The organism is Methylomonas rivi, assembly GCF_024505165.1.
GTDB classification, from domain to species: Bacteria; Pseudomonadota; Gammaproteobacteria; order Methylococcales; family Methylomonadaceae; genus Methylomonas; species Methylomonas rivi.
In genome coordinates this window covers 1-14767 of the sequence record NZ_JANIBK010000009.1, presented here as the reverse complement: position 1 = coordinate 14767, position 14767 = coordinate 1, and the positions used below count along the sequence as shown (strand labels likewise).

At 54.1% G+C, this 14767-nt stretch carries 15 protein-coding genes; 10 read left to right on the top strand and 5 right to left on the bottom strand.

Annotated elements, in window-relative coordinates; all coding sequences use genetic code 11:
• Positions 1-11: 11 nt before the first annotated feature.
• Complete coding sequence (locus tag NP596_RS03150; RefSeq protein WP_256613770.1) at positions 12-776, top strand: hypothetical protein; 765 nt, start codon at positions 12-14, stop codon at positions 774-776.
• Between the two features lie 17 nt (positions 777-793).
• Here NP596_RS03150 and NP596_RS03145 read toward each other — a convergent pair whose 3' ends face one another.
• The 3 genes from NP596_RS03145 to NP596_RS03135 form a co-directional block, all read right to left on the bottom strand.
• A complete protein-coding gene (locus NP596_RS03145; RefSeq protein WP_256613769.1) occupies positions 794-1342 on the bottom strand; it encodes an MOSC domain-containing protein in 549 nt (182 codons plus the stop codon).
• Positions 1343-1597: 255 nt separating this feature from the next.
• Positions 1598-2011: a type II toxin-antitoxin system tRNA(fMet)-specific endonuclease VapC gene (vapC, locus tag NP596_RS03140; protein ID WP_256613768.1), complete on the bottom strand. Its 414-nt coding sequence runs from the start codon at positions 2009-2011 to the stop codon at positions 1598-1600.
• Complete coding sequence (locus NP596_RS03135; RefSeq protein WP_256613767.1) at positions 2011-2241, bottom strand: antitoxin; 231 nt, start codon at positions 2239-2241, stop codon at positions 2011-2013. Before NP596_RS03135 ends, vapC begins: the two co-directional genes overlap by 1 nt.
• 152 nt (positions 2242-2393) lie before the next feature.
• Here NP596_RS03135 and NP596_RS03130 point away from each other — a divergent pair, with 152 nt between their 5' ends.
• The 9 genes from NP596_RS03130 to yacG all read left to right on the top strand — a co-directional run bounded on the left by NP596_RS03130 (position 2394) and on the right by yacG (position 12997).
• Positions 2394-5204 carry a valine--tRNA ligase gene (locus tag NP596_RS03130; protein WP_256613765.1) on the top strand — a complete coding sequence of 937 codons (2811 nt, stop codon included), beginning with the start codon at positions 2394-2396 and terminating at the stop codon, positions 5202-5204.
• Complete coding sequence (locus NP596_RS03125; protein ID WP_256613762.1) at positions 5205-6647, top strand: HDOD domain-containing protein; 1443 nt, start codon at positions 5205-5207, stop codon at positions 6645-6647.
• A gap of 3 nt (positions 6648-6650) precedes the next feature.
• Positions 6651-7448, top strand: a complete 798-nt coding sequence (locus NP596_RS03120) for a response regulator (protein WP_256613761.1) — start codon at positions 6651-6653, stop codon at positions 7446-7448.
• Between the two features lie 93 nt (positions 7449-7541).
• Positions 7542-9251: a type IV-A pilus assembly ATPase PilB gene (gene pilB, locus NP596_RS03115; RefSeq protein ID WP_256613760.1), complete on the top strand. Its 1710-nt coding sequence runs from the start codon at positions 7542-7544 to the stop codon at positions 9249-9251.
• Between the two features lie 3 nt (positions 9252-9254).
• The gene (locus NP596_RS03110; RefSeq protein WP_256613759.1) at positions 9255-10475 is read left to right on the top strand and encodes a type II secretion system F family protein; all 1221 of its coding nucleotides are present in this window, start codon (positions 9255-9257) and stop codon (positions 10473-10475) included.
• A 70-nt stretch (positions 10476-10545) separates the two neighbouring features.
• The gene (locus NP596_RS03105; protein ID WP_256613758.1) at positions 10546-11412 is read left to right on the top strand and encodes a prepilin peptidase; all 867 of its coding nucleotides are present in this window, start codon (positions 10546-10548) and stop codon (positions 11410-11412) included.
• 3 nt (positions 11413-11415) lie between these two features.
• A complete protein-coding gene (coaE, locus tag NP596_RS03100) occupies positions 11416-12027 on the top strand; it encodes a dephospho-CoA kinase (RefSeq protein WP_256613757.1) in 612 nt (203 codons plus the stop codon).
• Complete coding sequence (gene zapD / locus NP596_RS03095; RefSeq protein WP_256613756.1) at positions 12024-12794, top strand: cell division protein ZapD; 771 nt, start codon at positions 12024-12026, stop codon at positions 12792-12794. Before coaE ends, zapD begins: the two co-directional genes overlap by 4 nt.
• On the top strand, positions 12794-12997 hold the full coding sequence (gene yacG, locus NP596_RS03090; RefSeq protein WP_256613755.1) for a DNA gyrase inhibitor YacG: 204 nt from the start codon (positions 12794-12796) through the stop codon (positions 12995-12997). The genes zapD and yacG overlap by 1 nt, the downstream gene beginning before the upstream one ends.
• Positions 12998-13007: 10 nt before the next feature.
• Here the strand turns inward: yacG and NP596_RS03085 are convergent, their stop codons facing one another.
• Both NP596_RS03085 and argJ read right to left on the bottom strand, forming a co-directional pair.
• On the bottom strand, positions 13008-13943 hold the full coding sequence (locus NP596_RS03085) for a Nudix family hydrolase (protein WP_256613754.1): 936 nt from the start codon (positions 13941-13943) through the stop codon (positions 13008-13010).
• On the bottom strand, positions 13944-14767 hold an 824-nt coding region (gene argJ, locus NP596_RS03080), incomplete at its 5' end, for a bifunctional glutamate N-acetyltransferase/amino-acid acetyltransferase ArgJ (RefSeq protein WP_256613753.1). It lies immediately after the preceding gene.

Sequence of the window (14767 nt, the reverse complement as noted above, 5' to 3'; positions counted from 1 at the left end):
CTAAACCACAGATGACGTTTTTTACCCTGCCTCATTTTCCGCCTGCGAATGTTGCCGCCGAGCATAACCGGCGGGATTATTTTATCGCCGGCTTTACTTTTGTGACCACCACGATTTGCTTGACCACCGACGGTTTTGCGCCGCGGTTCATGCAATACGTATTGGCGTTTTTCGGCTGGATTTTTTTGATCGCCTTTTTGCGCGGCGAATGCAAATACGTGCGTACCCAAGTGGCGGTTGCCGTCGCATTTGCGGTGGTGGGCGAGTATTTTGCCTCCATTTATATGAAAGGCTATATCTACCGGTTCGAGAATGTGCCGGCATACGTGCCTGCCGGACACGGTCTGGTCTACCTGACGGCGGTGGCACTGGGGCGTTCGGGTTTTTTTATGCGCCATGCCCGGCGTATTGCCGTGTTTGTGGTGAGTGTCTGCGGCTTCTGGGCGTTCTGGGGTATTAGCGCTTGGTCGCAACGGCAGGATATTATCGGCGCCGTGTTGTTTGGCGTGTTTCTGATTTACTTATTCAAAGGCCGCTCGCCCATGGTGTATTTGGGGGCATTTTTCATCACATCCTGGCTGGAAATTGTCGGTACCGGTGCCGGTACTTGGGCCTGGGCCGCGATTGATCCCGCTTCGAAATTACCGCAAGGTAACCCGCCCAGCGGCGTGGCGGCTTGGTATTGCCTGGTGGATGCGGTGGCGATTGCCGGCGCCGGTCCGGTATTGCAAGCCTTTACCAAAACCGCTTTGATATTGCAGCGGCAACGGGCTTGATTGTTTTTCCGTTGTGTTCAGGGTGATTCGATTTTGGGTTCCAGTTGCCGAATGGCATTTAAACGCACACTGTCACCGACACGAATCAAGCCGCCGGAGACGATTCGCGCCGTCATGCCGCCGTGGCCGCGCAACGCGTTGTAACTTCCCAAGCCCAATTCGGCAGCCATTTTCGAACACGGATCGCAAGGCCCGGTGATTTCGATAATCACTTCATCACCCACCGCCCATTCCAACATCATATCCGGGAACGGTGAACGCATACCGATAAGATTAAGCCCCGAAACTACCAAATTACGTCGCAAACGAGTCGGCTCCAGTTTCGTAAGCCCACACCAGTTGGCGGCAACGGGTAAATGCTCGGCCTGAAATAAAGTCAGTTCTCGCTTGGTCGATTGCCTGCCGGAGCGCGCAGTATTTGCCCGTCTATCGCCAAGCAATCCTCGCCCCGGCTCCGCGCGCGCTTCATCGACAAAAACGGCTGGCTCGCCACGCGCCGGACGTAAAACGATGGTTTCGATTCGGCCTTCCGAGGCGAATTGTTGGGTGAGTTCGCGAAGAGTCATGATTGGGTGGCGATATGGTAGTTGCGATTTACCCTAAAAAGCATAAATGCACACGAATTTGGAGTCTTTCATTCCTCCGATTACGCTATCGCTAATCAGAGTTTCTAATGAACTTTTTTCATGTGCCGCCTTTTATGCGAAAGCCTAACAATTTTCAGTTTTTAACTTCAGCGTTCAGGAGAAATGCGCCATCCAGGCTAAATGTTTCTAACAAACCGGTCGCGATAGCGACTCAATTTTAAAAGCAAAAATCAGTCAAATACCATCCACCCAATTCTCCACTTGTAATCCAGCTACTCTCAAAAACTCTCGTTCGTTATTGGTCACCAGAATCCAATTCGCTGACCGGGCATGAGCTGCCAGCCATAAGTCGTTGTTGCCTATGATTTGTCCTTGGCGTTGTAACTCGGCGCGGATTTGTCCGTAGTGTTCACCGGCGGCTTCCGGCACGCTGTGGATTGGGATTAGGTTGGTCAGATTTTGGATCACTGCCAGAGCACGTTCCCTCGATTGGCTTTTCTCCGCACCGTAAATCAACTCACCCAGCGTTACGACCGACATCGCCAGCTCATTGGCGGAGTGGCGAGCAAACCGCTCCCGCACTTCCGGAGGGTTGTGCTTGGCGATATAGATGCAGATATTGGTATCGAGCAAATAACGTGTGCGCATCAGAACGACTCGCGTTCTTGCGGCGGCAGGTCCTCTCGACCATCTGGCATAAAGTCCTCCGGTAACGCTGCCAGCGCATCGAAAATTGCGATCGCGCTAACCGGCGTTTCCCGTAATACGATTTCGTCGCCGCGGCGGAAAATTTCCACACGGTCGCTGTTAAAACGAAATTCCTTGGGTAAACGTAGGGCTTGACTGTTACCGGATTGAAAAATACGGGCGGTGGCCATGGTTGCTCTCCTGAAAACGGTGTATATTCGGCTAGTATATACGTTTTGCAAAACTTCATCGACTTCGCGACTAACCGGCCATAATCCTTCTCTACTGACATTTTACGGTTAAAATAACCTCAATTTAAACCCAAGCGCATTAAACATAGAACATGGACAAAACCTATTCCCCGCACGCAATCGAACAACGCTGGTATCAACTTTGGGAAGACAGCGGCTATTTCGCGGCCAATCGCGGGGGGCCGTCTTATTGCATCATGATTCCGCCGCCCAACGTCACCGGCAGTTTGCACATGGGGCATGCGTTTCAGGACACCATCATGGATGCGCTGACCCGCTATCATCGGATGAAGGGCTATAACGCCTTATGGCAACCCGGTACCGACCATGCCGGTATCGCCACCCAAATGGTGGTGGAACGCATCATTAACGCCGACGGCAAAACCCGCCACGATTACGGCCGCGAGGCGTTTATCGACAGAATCTGGGAATGGAAGGAAGAGTCCGGCGGTACGATTACCCGCCAGTTGCGGCGCATGGGTTCGTCGCTGGATTGGGAAAAGGAACGCTTCACGATGGACGACGGCATGTCGGCCGCGGTGCAGGAAGTGTTCATCAAGTTGTACGAAGAAGGTCTGATTTACCGCGGCAAACGTTTGGTGAATTGGGACCCGGTGCTGCACACCGCCGTCTCCGACCTGGAAGTGCTGTCCGAAGAAGAAAACGGCTCCATGTGGTATATGCGTTATCCGCTGACCAACGGCTCCGGGCATATCTTGGTGGCGACCACCCGGCCGGAAACCATGCTGGGCGATGCGGCGGTGGCGATTCACCCGGAAGACGAACGCTACAAGCATTTGCTGGGCGAATTCGTCGAACTGCCGCTGACCGGCCGCCGGATTCCCATTATTGCCGACGAGTATGTCGATCCGGAATTCGGTACCGGTGTTGTAAAAATCACCCCGGCCCACGACTTCAACGACTACGAAGTCTGGACGCGGCACAAACAAATCTCGGCCATCGCCGACTTGCCGCACGGCGGCTTGATCAATATCTTTACCGTCGACGCTGCCGTGCGCGGTAACGACGACGGCTTTAGTTTGGTTCCGGAAGCCTATATCGGTCTGGACCGCTTCGAGGCCCGTAAAAAAATCGTTGCCGATCTGGAAGCGCAAGGCTTGCTGGAAAAAATCGCCGACCACAAATTGATGGTGCCGCGCGGCGACCGTACCGGCGCGGTGATCGAGCCGTTTTTGACCAACCAGTGGTATGTCAAAATTGCCCCGCTGGCCAAGCCGGCCATTGAAGCCGTGGAAACCGGGGCCATCAAGTTCGTGCCGGACAACTGGAAAAACACCTATTTCGAATGGATGCGCAACATTCAGGATTGGTGCATCTCCCGGCAAATCTGGTGGGGTCACCGGATTCCGGCTTGGTACGACGATCTGGGTAATACTTATGTTGGCCACTCGGAAGCGGAAATCCGCGAAAAACACGGTTTGGCGGCGGATTACCCGCTATTCCAGGACGAGGACGTGCTGGACACCTGGTTCTCGTCGGCGCTGTGGCCGTTTTCGACGCTGGGTTGGCCGGATAAAACCCCGGAATTGGCCGCGCATTACCCGACCAGCGTGCTGGTGACCGGCTTCGACATCATTTTCTTCTGGGTGGCCAGAATGATCATGATGGGCTTGAAGTTTCAAGGCGAGGTGCCGTTCAAGGAAGTCTATATCCACGGCCTGGTACGCGACGCCGAAGGCCAGAAAATGTCCAAATCCAAGGGCAATGTGCTGGACCCTATCGACATTATCGACGGTATCGATCTGGAAGCCTTGGTGGAAAAACGCATTTCCGGCATGATGCAGCCGCATCTGGCCAAAAAAATCGAGCAAGCCACCCGCAAGCAATTCCCTGACGGCATTTCGTCCTACGGTACCGACGCGCTGCGTTTTACCTTCGCTTCGCTGGCCTCGACCGGCCGCGACATTCGCTTTGACTTGCAACGTACAGAAGGCTACCGCAACTTCTGCAACAAATTGTGGAACGCGGCGCGCTACGTGTTGATGAATACCGAAGAGCAGGATAACGGTATCGATTGCGCGGAATGCACATACAGCAAAGCTGATTTATGGATTTTGGCGCAGTTGAATCACACTATCGCCGCCACCAACGACGCGATTAAAACCTACCGCTTCGACTTGGCAGCGCAAGCCATCTACGAATTCACCTGGAACGAATACTGCGACTGGTATTTGGAATTGGCGAAAATCTCTTTGCAAAGCGATGACTTGCTATTGCAACGCGGCACCCGTCAAACTCTGTTACGCGTATTGGAAACGGTACTGCGTTTGGCGCACCCGATTATGCCGTTCATCACCGAGGAAATCTGGCAACGGGTCGCACCGCTGGCGGGCGTCACCGCCGCCACCATCATGCTACAACCCTATCCGGAAATGGAGACAGATAAAACCATCGACCTCTTCGCTGAACAGCAAATCCAATGGGTAAAGGAGTTCATTCTTGGTATTCGGCGGATTCGCGGCGAGATGAATATCGCGCCCGGTAAGCCCTTAAATGTGTTGCTGCAAAACGGTTCCATGGCTGACCAAGAAGCTCTGCAAGCCACCGAAAGCTACTTACTGAAACTGGGCCGATTGGAAAGCATTACCTGGTTGAGACTAACGGACAATACGCCGGAATCTGCGATTGCGCTGGTCGGCGACATGAAAATCCTGATCCCGATGGCCGGTCTGATCGATAAAGATGCCGAACTGGCGCGGCTGGAAAAAGAAATCCAGCGCATCGAGAAAGAAGTACCGCGCATCGAAGGCAAACTGAACAACGCCGCATTCGTCGATAAAGCACCGCCGGAAGTTATCGCCAAGGAGCGCGAGAAACTGGCGAGCTTGCAGTCGTCGTTGAAAAATCTCAACGAGCAGTACGGCAAAATTAAAGCGCTGTAAATGAACGCGGGCGCTTTAAACGAGATGCAACCCCAGGGTTTGGAGGCGTGGGCCGAGCTGTTGCGCGAAGAGGAAATGCCGATTTTTTCCAATACCGCGCAAAAGATTTATTCCGCCATGGACGATAGAAAGAAGGGGGCCATGGAACTGGCTTCCATTATTTTGCAGGATCCCAGCCTTACCGCCAAATTGCTGAAAGTCGGCAATTGCCCGTACTACAATCCCTCCCGGCAAAAGATCAGCACCGTGTCGCGCGCCATTGTGATTTTGGGGATGCAGATGATCCGCGAGCTGACGCTGGCCTGTTCTTTTTTCGAATCGATTTTGTCGCCGGCCAACAAGGAACGGGCAAATAAGGAAATTGCCCAGGCTATTCACGCGGCGGTGCAAGCGCGCGAATTGGCCATTACCTTACGGGACCAGTCGCCCGAAGAGGTGTTCGTGGCGGCCTTGCTGCATAATATCGGCCATGTGGCTTTTTGGTGTTCCAGCAATCGGAAAACCGCCGGCATGCATGAGAAATTGGCGTCGAGCGGTCTGGAAGGCGAGGAGGCCGAAAAGCAAGTGCTGGGTTTTTGCCTGAATGATTTGGGCAAGAAACTCAGTAAGTCCTGGCATTTGGGCGGGCTGATTCATGAGGCCATCAGCCATCCGCAGTCGCAGGATGAGCGGGTCCAGACCGTGTGCATGGGCAGCCGGATTTGTCTGGCCCTCAGGCACGGGATCGACTCGGAAGAGATGGAGGGATGCTTGCGGAAATTGCAGCATCTCGGCGGCGGCAGCCTTGACGGCATCAAGGCTAAAATCAGGGCCAATACCTTGATGGCGGTCGATATTGCCCAACAATTCGGCGCCCACGATGCGTCGCAATATATCAGTTCGGAGCGGCTCCAACCGTTTGTTGCCATGCCGGAAGAGGCGCAACCGGATAAAAAACAAATTCAGTTTCAGGTTTTACAGGATATTACCGCGCATATCAGCGGTAGCATCGATTTGAATGTGTTGTTTGAGATGGTGTTGGAAGGGGTGTATCGTGGAGTGGAAATGGATAGAACCGTATTCCTGTTGCTGGGGCCGGATAAAAAGTCCCTAAACGAAAAAATTTCCCTGGGTTGGAAAAAGTCCGATGCCAATGAAAAAATTCGCGTCTACAATACGGATGCCGGGGGTAATCTGCTATTTCATGCCTTGTACGATCATGAAGGGCTTTGGCTCAAGCCCGGCCAGCACGGCGCGCTTTATACCGGTCAAATCGAAGCGCAGTTTGGCCGGCACGAATGTTTTGTGTTTCCGATCCAGGTGGAGAATAAGCCGATCGGTTTGATTTATTGCGACCGGGGGCTTGAACATCAGGCGTTGACCGCCGAAGATTTTTCAGCGGTCAAGCATTTTGCGAAACAAGCACAGATCGGACTAACCTTATACCGGATGAAACATCATTAACGTATGAATGAGAACGGAATTGCCGCCCTGGAGGTGTTTCTAGTAGAACCCTCCCATACTCAGCAGATCATCATTAACCAGCACTTGCAAGCCAGCGGTATTCATGCGGTGACGTTTGTGTCCAGCGGCGGCGAAATGCTGGCGCGGCTTAAAAAAGCCAAGCCGGATCTGATTATCAGCAGCATGTATTTGCCCGACATGACGGGCGTCGACTTGATTCATAGCATCCGTAAGGACGGCGAATCCTATGACATGGCTTTTTTATTGATTTCCAGCGAAACCAACATTCAATACCTGGAGCCCATTCGTCAAGCGGGGGCGATAGCGATTTTGCCCAAACCGTTTACGCAGCAGGCTCTCGATACGGCGCTGTGCGCATCGCTGGATTACTTGCATCCGGAAAAGGCCGCTCTCGAACATCTCGATGTGGAGGAACTGCACGTCCTATTGGTCGACGATAGCGAGTTTTCCCGTAAATACATTCAACGGGTATTGAATAATATCGGGATCGAGCGCATCACCTGCGCCAACGACGGCAAACAGGCCCTGGCGTTGTTTCAGGAGCATTTCTTCGACCTGATAGTCACGGATTTTAATATGCCGGAGATGGATGGCCTGCAGTTGGTCAATGCGATACGCGGCGATGCCGAGCAGATTTCGACCGTGCCGATTTTAATGGTCACCAGCGAACAAAATCAAAATCGTCTGGCCGCGATCGAGAACGCGGGGGTTTCGGCCGTTTTAGACAAACCGTTCGAGCCTCAGTCCATCAAACGGCTCATCATGCAATTGTTGAATTAAGCGCGCCAGGGTGTCGCCGTCTACGCTTAAAGCGTATGGACAAAATCCTTAATTCATCTATAGTTGCAGCATAACTAAAAGAAATTACTTCACATGGCGACAGCACCTTCCAATATACATTTTAGCGGTTTGGCCAAATGCCTTATTCAGCAAGGCGTGCTGACGGAGGAGGCCGCAACGGCCGCTGTAGAGGAAGCCAAAAAAAATAAACTGCCTTTTGTCAGCTATTTGGTCAAAAACAAGCAGGTGGACAGCCGCACCGTGGCGAATTTGGCGTCGGCTGAATTTGGGGTGCCGCTGCTGGATCTGGATGCGGTGGATTTAAGCGGCGTCCCCATCAAGCTGGTGAGCGAAAAACTGATTCGCCAGCACCATGCCTTGCCTTTATTCAAGCGCGGCAACCGCCTGTTTATCGCTACCGCCGACCCCACTAATTTTCAGGCCTTGGATGAAATAAAATTTCATACCCGGCTGAATACCGAAAATATTCTGGTGGAAGAGGAAAAACTCATCAAGGCCATCGATGCGGCATTGGAAGCCGTCGATACGTCCATGGGCAATCTGCTGGATGAGGATCTGGACAATATCGACATTTCCGGCGGCGAGGAAAGGCCGGCGGAAGAAGTCACCTCCGATGTGGACGACGCGCCTATCGTCCGCTTCGTCAACAAAATTCTGCTGGATTCGATTAAAAAAGGCGTTTCGGACATCCATTTGGAGCCGTTCGAAAAAAAATTCCGCATCCGCTTCCGTACCGACGGTATATTGTCGGAGATTGCCAGCCCGCCGGTAGGCATCGCCAACCGGATTATTTCCCGGATCAAGGTGATGTCCAAAATGGACATCGCCGAACGGCGGGTGCCGCAGGACGGCCGGATCAAGATGCAGTTGTCCAAAAATCGCGCCATCGATTTCCGGGTAAACACCTGCCCGACCCTGTTCGGCGAAAAGGTGGTGATGCGGATTCTCGACCCCTCCAGCGCCCAGATCGGCATTGAAAAATTGGGGTTTGAAGAAGTACAGCAAAAACTGTTTTTATCCGCCATTCATCGGCCTTACGGCATGGTGCTGGTGACCGGGCCGACCGGTAGCGGTAAAACGGTATCCTTATATACCGGTTTGAACATTCTGAACAGCATAGAACGGAACATCTCGACGGCCGAGGATCCGGTGGAAATTACCGTGGAAGGCATTAATCAGGTTAACGTCAACCCCAAGGCCGGTCTGACGTTTGCCGAGGCCTTGCGCGCTTTCTTGCGGCAAGACCCCGACATTATCATGGTGGGCGAGATACGGGACCTCGAGACGGCCAGCATTGCGGTAAAAGCCGCGCAAACCGGTCACTTGGTGTTGTCGACGCTGCACACCAACGATGCGCCGCAAACCATCAACCGCTTGATGCAAATGGGCATAGAACCGTTCAATATCGTCTCGGCGGTGAATTTGATCATGGCGCAGCGGTTGGCGCGGCGGCTTTGCGAATATTGTAAAAAAGAGGCCGACTTTCCGGATAGCGTATTGCTGTCCGCGGGCTATAGCCAAGAAGACATCGGCACATTCAAAGTCTACGAACCGGTGGGCTGCGAACATTGCAACAACGGCTACAAGGGGCGGGTAGGTATTTATCAAGTCTTACCTATCAGCGAAAAAATGCGGGCACTGATTTTAAGCGGCGGCAATGCCATGCAAATGGCGGAACTGGCGAAATCCGAAGGCATTAACGACCTGAGGGCGTCAGGTTTGTTAAAGGTGCGCCTGGGGATCACGTCGCTGGAAGAAGTTGACCGCGTCACCAAGGAATAAACCATGGCCAAAGAAACAGACCAAATCGACTTTCTCTGGGAAGGTCTCGATAAGCAGAGTAAGAAAACCGGCGGCCTGATCAGCGCCAAAAGCGAGGCTGTCGCCCGTACCGAATTAAGGAAAATGGGCGTCCGGGTGGTAAAGATCAAACCCAAGCCCAAGCCGCTGTTCGGCAAAAAAGTTCAAAAAATCAGCACCGGCGATATCGCCGTTTTTGCGAGGCAATTGGCAACCATGTTGGAAGCGGGCGTGCCGTTGGTGCAATCCTTCGACATTATCGGCAAGGGCCACGACAATGCCAGTATGGCGGAGTTGCTGCTGGGGGTTAAGGCCGATATCGAAGGCGGCGATACCTTGGCCCAAGCGTTGGGAAAAAGGCCTATCTATTTCGACGATTTATTCTGCAATTTGGTAAACGCCGGCGAGCAGGCCGGGGTGTTGGAAGGTTTGCTGGACAAAATCGCCACTTACAAGGAGAAAACCGAATCCATTCGGAAAAAGGTCAAAAAAGCCCTGACTTATCCGATTGCGGTGTTGGTTGTGGCCTTCATCGTCACGGCTATTTTGCTGATTTTCGTGGTGCCGGTGTTCGAGGATTTGTTTAAAGGTTTCGGCGCCGATTTGCCGGCTTTCACCAAGTTCGTCATCAGTTTGTCGGAATGGGTGCAGGAATGGTGGTGGGCCGTGGTCGGCGTGCTTGGCGGCGTAGGCTATACCTTCGGTTATTTCAAAAAACGCTCGCGGCCGTTTAACCACTTTTTGGACAGGACTTTGCTGAAAATTCCGGTAGTCGGCATGATTCTGGAAAAATCCGCCATAGCCCGTTTTGCCCGTACCCTGTCCACCATGTCGGCCGCCGGCGTGCCGTTGGTGGAAGCCTTGGTATCCGTGGCGGGCGCCTGCGGAAACATCCTGTTTTACGACGGCGTGATGAAAATGCGCGACGATGTCGCCACCGGCCAACAGCTGCAATTTTCCATGATTCAGACCGGCTTGTTCCCCAATATGGTGGTGCAAATGGTGGCTATCGGCGAAGAATCCGGTTCCATCGACAGCATGCTGGACAAGGTAGCCGATTTTTACGAGGAAGAGGTCGATAACCTGGTCGATAACCTCAGCAGCCTGATGGAGCCGCTCATTATGGCGGTGCTGGGGGTCTTGGTGGGCGGCTTGATCGTGGCGATGTATCTGCCGATCTTCAAGCTCGGCGCCGCCGTCGGCTAGACAGCAATTCTCCCGATTCCGGGCCCGGTTGCCCGGCATTAATGCTCAATCATTGTTTTTTAAATTGAATATGTTACTAACGACCTTGCAGCAGTCGCCCGTTTTGCTCATCGTGTTGACCTCAATATTGGGGTTGATGATAGGCAGTTTCTTGAATGTGGTGATTTACCGGCTGCCGGTCATGATGCAAAACGGCTGGCGGCGCGACTGTCTGGCGTATTTGCAAATGCCGGCGGAACCCGAGGGCGAGCGTTTCGATTTGCTCTGGCCGGGGTCGCGGTGCCCTGCTTGCAAGACCGAGATCAGGGCCTATCAAAATATCCCGGTACTCAGTTACCTGTGGTTGCATGGGAAGTGCGGACATTGCGCGGCCCCTATTTCGCCGCGCTATCCGCTGATCGAAGCGTTTACCGGGTTATGTTCGGCGCTGGTGGCCTGGCATTTCGGTTATGGCTGGCCCATGCTGTTCGGTTTGGTGCTGACTTGGAGTTTGATTGCGCTGAGTTTCATCGATATCGATCACCAGCTGCTGCCCGATTCGATCACCTTGCCGGTTTTGTGGCTGGGTTTGTGTTTAAGTCTGTTTTCCGTTTATACCGATGCGCATGCCAGTATTATCGGGGCCGTGGCCGGTTATTTGAGCCTTTGGAGCGTTTACCGCCTGTTTAAACTGCTGACGGGCAAGGAAGGCATGGGCTTCGGCGATTTTAAGCTTTTGGCTTTGCTGGGCGCGTGGTTGGGGTGGCAGTATTTACCCTTGATCATTATCTTGTCCTCCCTGGTCGGCGCGCTTATCGGTATCGCCATGATCGCGTTCGGACAACGCGATGCCGGCCGGCCTATTCCGTTCGGTCCCTACTTGGCCGCCGCCGGTTGGCTGGCGTTGATCTGGGGCAGCGATTTAAACCGTCTGTATCTGAATTTCGCCGGGTTGTAGCTAATGCTGAAGGTGGGTTTAACCGGCGGCATCGGCAGCGGAAAATCGACCGTTTGCCGGTTGTTTGCCGACTTAAGCGTGCCCATTATAGATACCGACGTGATTGCCCGGCAGTTGGTGGAGCCCGGGCAGCCGGCCTTATCGCGGCTTGCGGCCGCTTTCGGCGCGGCGATCGTCAATCCGGACGGATCGCTCGACCGGGCAAGGCTTCGGCAATTGGCTTTTTCCGATCCTCTGCATAAGCGGCAATTGGACGCCATCATGCATCCCTTGATTTTTAAGGAAATGGAGGCCCAAATTACCCGCTTGCGGGCGATATATTGCCTATTGGTGATTCCGCTGCTGGTGGAGACGCAAAATAACTATACGCTGGATAGGATGCTGCTGGTCGATTGCCCGGAACAGGTCCAAATTCAACGCGTCATGAGCCGGGACAAGGTCGGCCGGGAACAGGCAATGGCGGTCATCGCCGCGCAAGCCACGCGCCAGCAGCGTTTAGCGCTGGCGCATGATGTGATTGACAATACCGCCGCCCCCGAGCGCCTTGCAGAACAGGTTAAAAGACTGCACAATTCCTATCTTTTATTAGCCACCGCTGGGACGACATCGGCTTGAATACACAAACGACCTACGAATTCCCTCTTAACGAACGAATTCGGGTGTTTATGCGCCTGGAGCAATTATTTCAACAGCTCAGCCATTTCATGGCCGGGGATTCGGTTTTCGATAAGCGCGCGGCTGTCGACACCTTGTTGGATGTCTTGGTCATATTCAGCCGCAGCGATTTAAAATCGGAACTGATCAAGGAGCTGGATAGGCATGCCAAGGTATTGGGGATGTTGAGCAGCAGCCAGGATGTCGATAAACAAAAATTACAGGCGATTCTGCTGGAGCTGAACCAAGCCAGCCGGAATTTATATAATGCCAGCGGCAAAGTCGGCGCCAGCGTGATGGAAAGCGGTTTGTTTCAGAGCATTTCGCAGCGCAGCACGATTCCCGGCGGCACCTGTTCGTTCGATTTGCCGGCGTTCCATTATTGGCTGGAACAAGACCGGGCCGTACAGCAAAAAGATTTTCAGCAATGGACGCAGCCGTTTGCGGATATCCGCATCGCTATCGATCTGATTTTGGGCTTTATCCGCCAAAGCAGCGTGCCGAAACAAGAAATTGCCCAGGCCGGCTTTTTTCAACTGGCCTTGGATAAAACCCATCCGGTGCAGTTGCTACGGGTAGGCGTGCCGGCGTCGGTGGCTTGTTTTGCCGAGATCAGCGGCGGTAAACACCGCTTCAGCATCCGTTTTATGATGCCGTCGAATGACGAAAACCGGCCGACCCAAACACAGGCGGATATTTCTTTTACCTTGTCCCGTTGCGCGGTGTAATGAGCAAACCGGCTACCGCCATCGTCGCCTGTCCGACCTGCAAAGCCCCCGTGCCCTGGGTGGCGGAGCAGCCGTTCAAGCCGTTTTGCAGCCAGCGCTGCAAATTGATCGATTTGGGCGATTGGGCCACCGAAGCGCATAAAATTCCCGGCCAGCCGATTTTGACGGACTTTGATGCCGATTTGCTCGGCGGCGACGAGTAGAGCCGAAAAACTAACTCAAAAAAGCGCTAATACCGGCAATACCCTGAGCGCCGGCATGCAGCACTCTGTCCATGTCATCCAGGTTCAGACCGCCCAAGGCGAATACAGGCAGATTGACTTGCGCTATCAGGCCCGCCATGGTTTCCCAGCCCAACGCCTGAGCGGCGGGATGCGTAGAAGTCGGTAAAACCGGTGCCAAGACCGCGAAATCCGCGCCGATATGTTCGGCATGCCGCAGTTCCGCCAAATTATGGCAAGAGGCCGCCACCCACGGATAGTTTGCCGGTCTGGATCGGCAGGCAAGCAAGGCCCGGCTGCTGAGATGCAGGCCGTCGGCGGCTTGATCGCTCAACGTGAGATCGGAGTTCAGCAATACCTGTATGCCGCGTGCCCTGCATTTTGCCAGGACGGCGGCATAAACGGCGGAGATTTCCGCCGCGGGCAACGTTTTAAGCCGCAATTGCAGCAAATCAACCCGGTTGCCGATGATGCGGTCGAGATTGGCCAACACTTGCTTCGTATTGCGGCCTTCCAGAATCGCATAGCGGTCGGGCAGGCGGGAGGCGGTAATAATCGGCGCATTGGCGGCCGGAAACGCGTAATCGCTTAACCGGTGCGGCGCAACCCAGCGCATGGCTTGGCCTTCGAGGGCCGTGGCGGCGCCGGCAAACTCGAACACCTGCCAGACATCCAGCAACACCTGTAAATCCGGATAGCGGTGATTGATTTTAATCAAGGGTTTGGCGGTGCGTACCGTTATGCCCACCTCTTCCCGTAATTCGCGCCGCAGGGCTTGAATGACGGTTTCGTCCGCTTCCAGTTTACCGCCCGGAAACTCCCATAGCCCGCCCTGGTGGGCATGTTTGGCGCGTTGGGTCAGCAGAATGTTGCCGTTGCCGTCGCGGATCACGCCGACGGCAACATGCACGGCCGAGTTTACGGTCATTTAGGTACGGTACTCGGCATTGATGCGCACATAATCGTAGGAAAAGTCGCAGGTTAAGACTTCTTCGCGGGCGGCACCGCGGCCCAAACGCACCGTAACGGTAATTTCGGCTTGGTTCATGACGCGCTGTCCGTCCTGCTCGGTATAAGCGGGCGAGCGGGCGCCGTTTTCGACGATGCATACGGTACCCAGATAAATTTCGATTTTATCCAATGCCATGTTTTCCACGCCGGCTCTGCCCACCGCCGCCAGGATGCGCCCCCAGTTCGGGTCGCTGGCGAAAAAGGCGGTTTTCACCAGCGGCGAATGAGCGATGGTTTTGGCCACCCGCACGGCTTCGTTGTTATCTAACGCTTGCTCCACCGCAATCCGGATCAACTTGGTGGCGCCTTCGCCGTCGCGAATGATCAGTTCGGCCAAGCGCTTACAAATGCGGGTGACCGCATCCGCAAAAACGGCGTATTCCGGAGTGTCCGCTGTAATTTCCGGCGCATCGCTACAGGCACTGGCCAATAACACGCAGGCGTCGTTCGTCGAGGTATCGCCGTCGACCGTAATGCGGTTGAAAGACAGTTCCGCGGCATTCGATAAACATTCTTGCAGCAGGGTTTGCTCGATATTTGCATCTGTAGCAATAAAGCCCAGCATCGTAGCCATGTTGGGCTGAATCATGCCGGCGCCCTTGGATATGCCGGTGATGGTGACGGGCCGGCCGGCGATCTCGACGACCGTCGATGCGCCTTTGGCGAAGGTGTCGGTGGTCATGATGGCGCGGGCGGCCTTGTCCCAATGATCGGCGTGCAAATTCGCCACGGCGGCCGGCA

Coding starts and splice junctions, on each gene's coding strand:
- NP596_RS03130 (WP_256613765.1), top strand. CDS start 2,394: ATGGACAAAACCTATTCCCCGCACGCAATCGAACAACGCTGGTATCAA.
- NP596_RS03125 (WP_256613762.1), top strand. CDS start 5,205: ATGAACGCGGGCGCTTTAAACGAGATGCAACCCCAGGGTTTGGAGGCG.
- NP596_RS03135 (WP_256613767.1), bottom strand. CDS start 2,241: ATGGCCACCGCCCGTATTTTTCAATCCGGTAACAGTCAAGCCCTACGT.
- coaE (WP_256613757.1), top strand. CDS start 11,416: ATGCTGAAGGTGGGTTTAACCGGCGGCATCGGCAGCGGAAAATCGACC.
- NP596_RS03120 (WP_256613761.1), top strand. CDS start 6,651: ATGAATGAGAACGGAATTGCCGCCCTGGAGGTGTTTCTAGTAGAACCC.
- NP596_RS03145 (WP_256613769.1), bottom strand. CDS start 1,342: ATGACTCTTCGCGAACTCACCCAACAATTCGCCTCGGAAGGCCGAATC.
- NP596_RS03105 (WP_256613758.1), top strand. CDS start 10,546: ATGTTACTAACGACCTTGCAGCAGTCGCCCGTTTTGCTCATCGTGTTG.
- vapC (WP_256613768.1), bottom strand. CDS start 2,011: ATGCGCACACGTTATTTGCTCGATACCAATATCTGCATCTATATCGCC.
- pilB (WP_256613760.1), top strand. CDS start 7,542: ATGGCGACAGCACCTTCCAATATACATTTTAGCGGTTTGGCCAAATGC.
- NP596_RS03085 (WP_256613754.1), bottom strand. CDS start 13,943: ATGACCGTAAACTCGGCCGTGCATGTTGCCGTCGGCGTGATCCGCGAC.
- yacG (WP_256613755.1), top strand. CDS start 12,794: ATGAGCAAACCGGCTACCGCCATCGTCGCCTGTCCGACCTGCAAAGCC.
- NP596_RS03150 (WP_256613770.1), top strand. CDS start 12: ATGACGTTTTTTACCCTGCCTCATTTTCCGCCTGCGAATGTTGCCGCC.
- NP596_RS03110 (WP_256613759.1), top strand. CDS start 9,255: ATGGCCAAAGAAACAGACCAAATCGACTTTCTCTGGGAAGGTCTCGAT.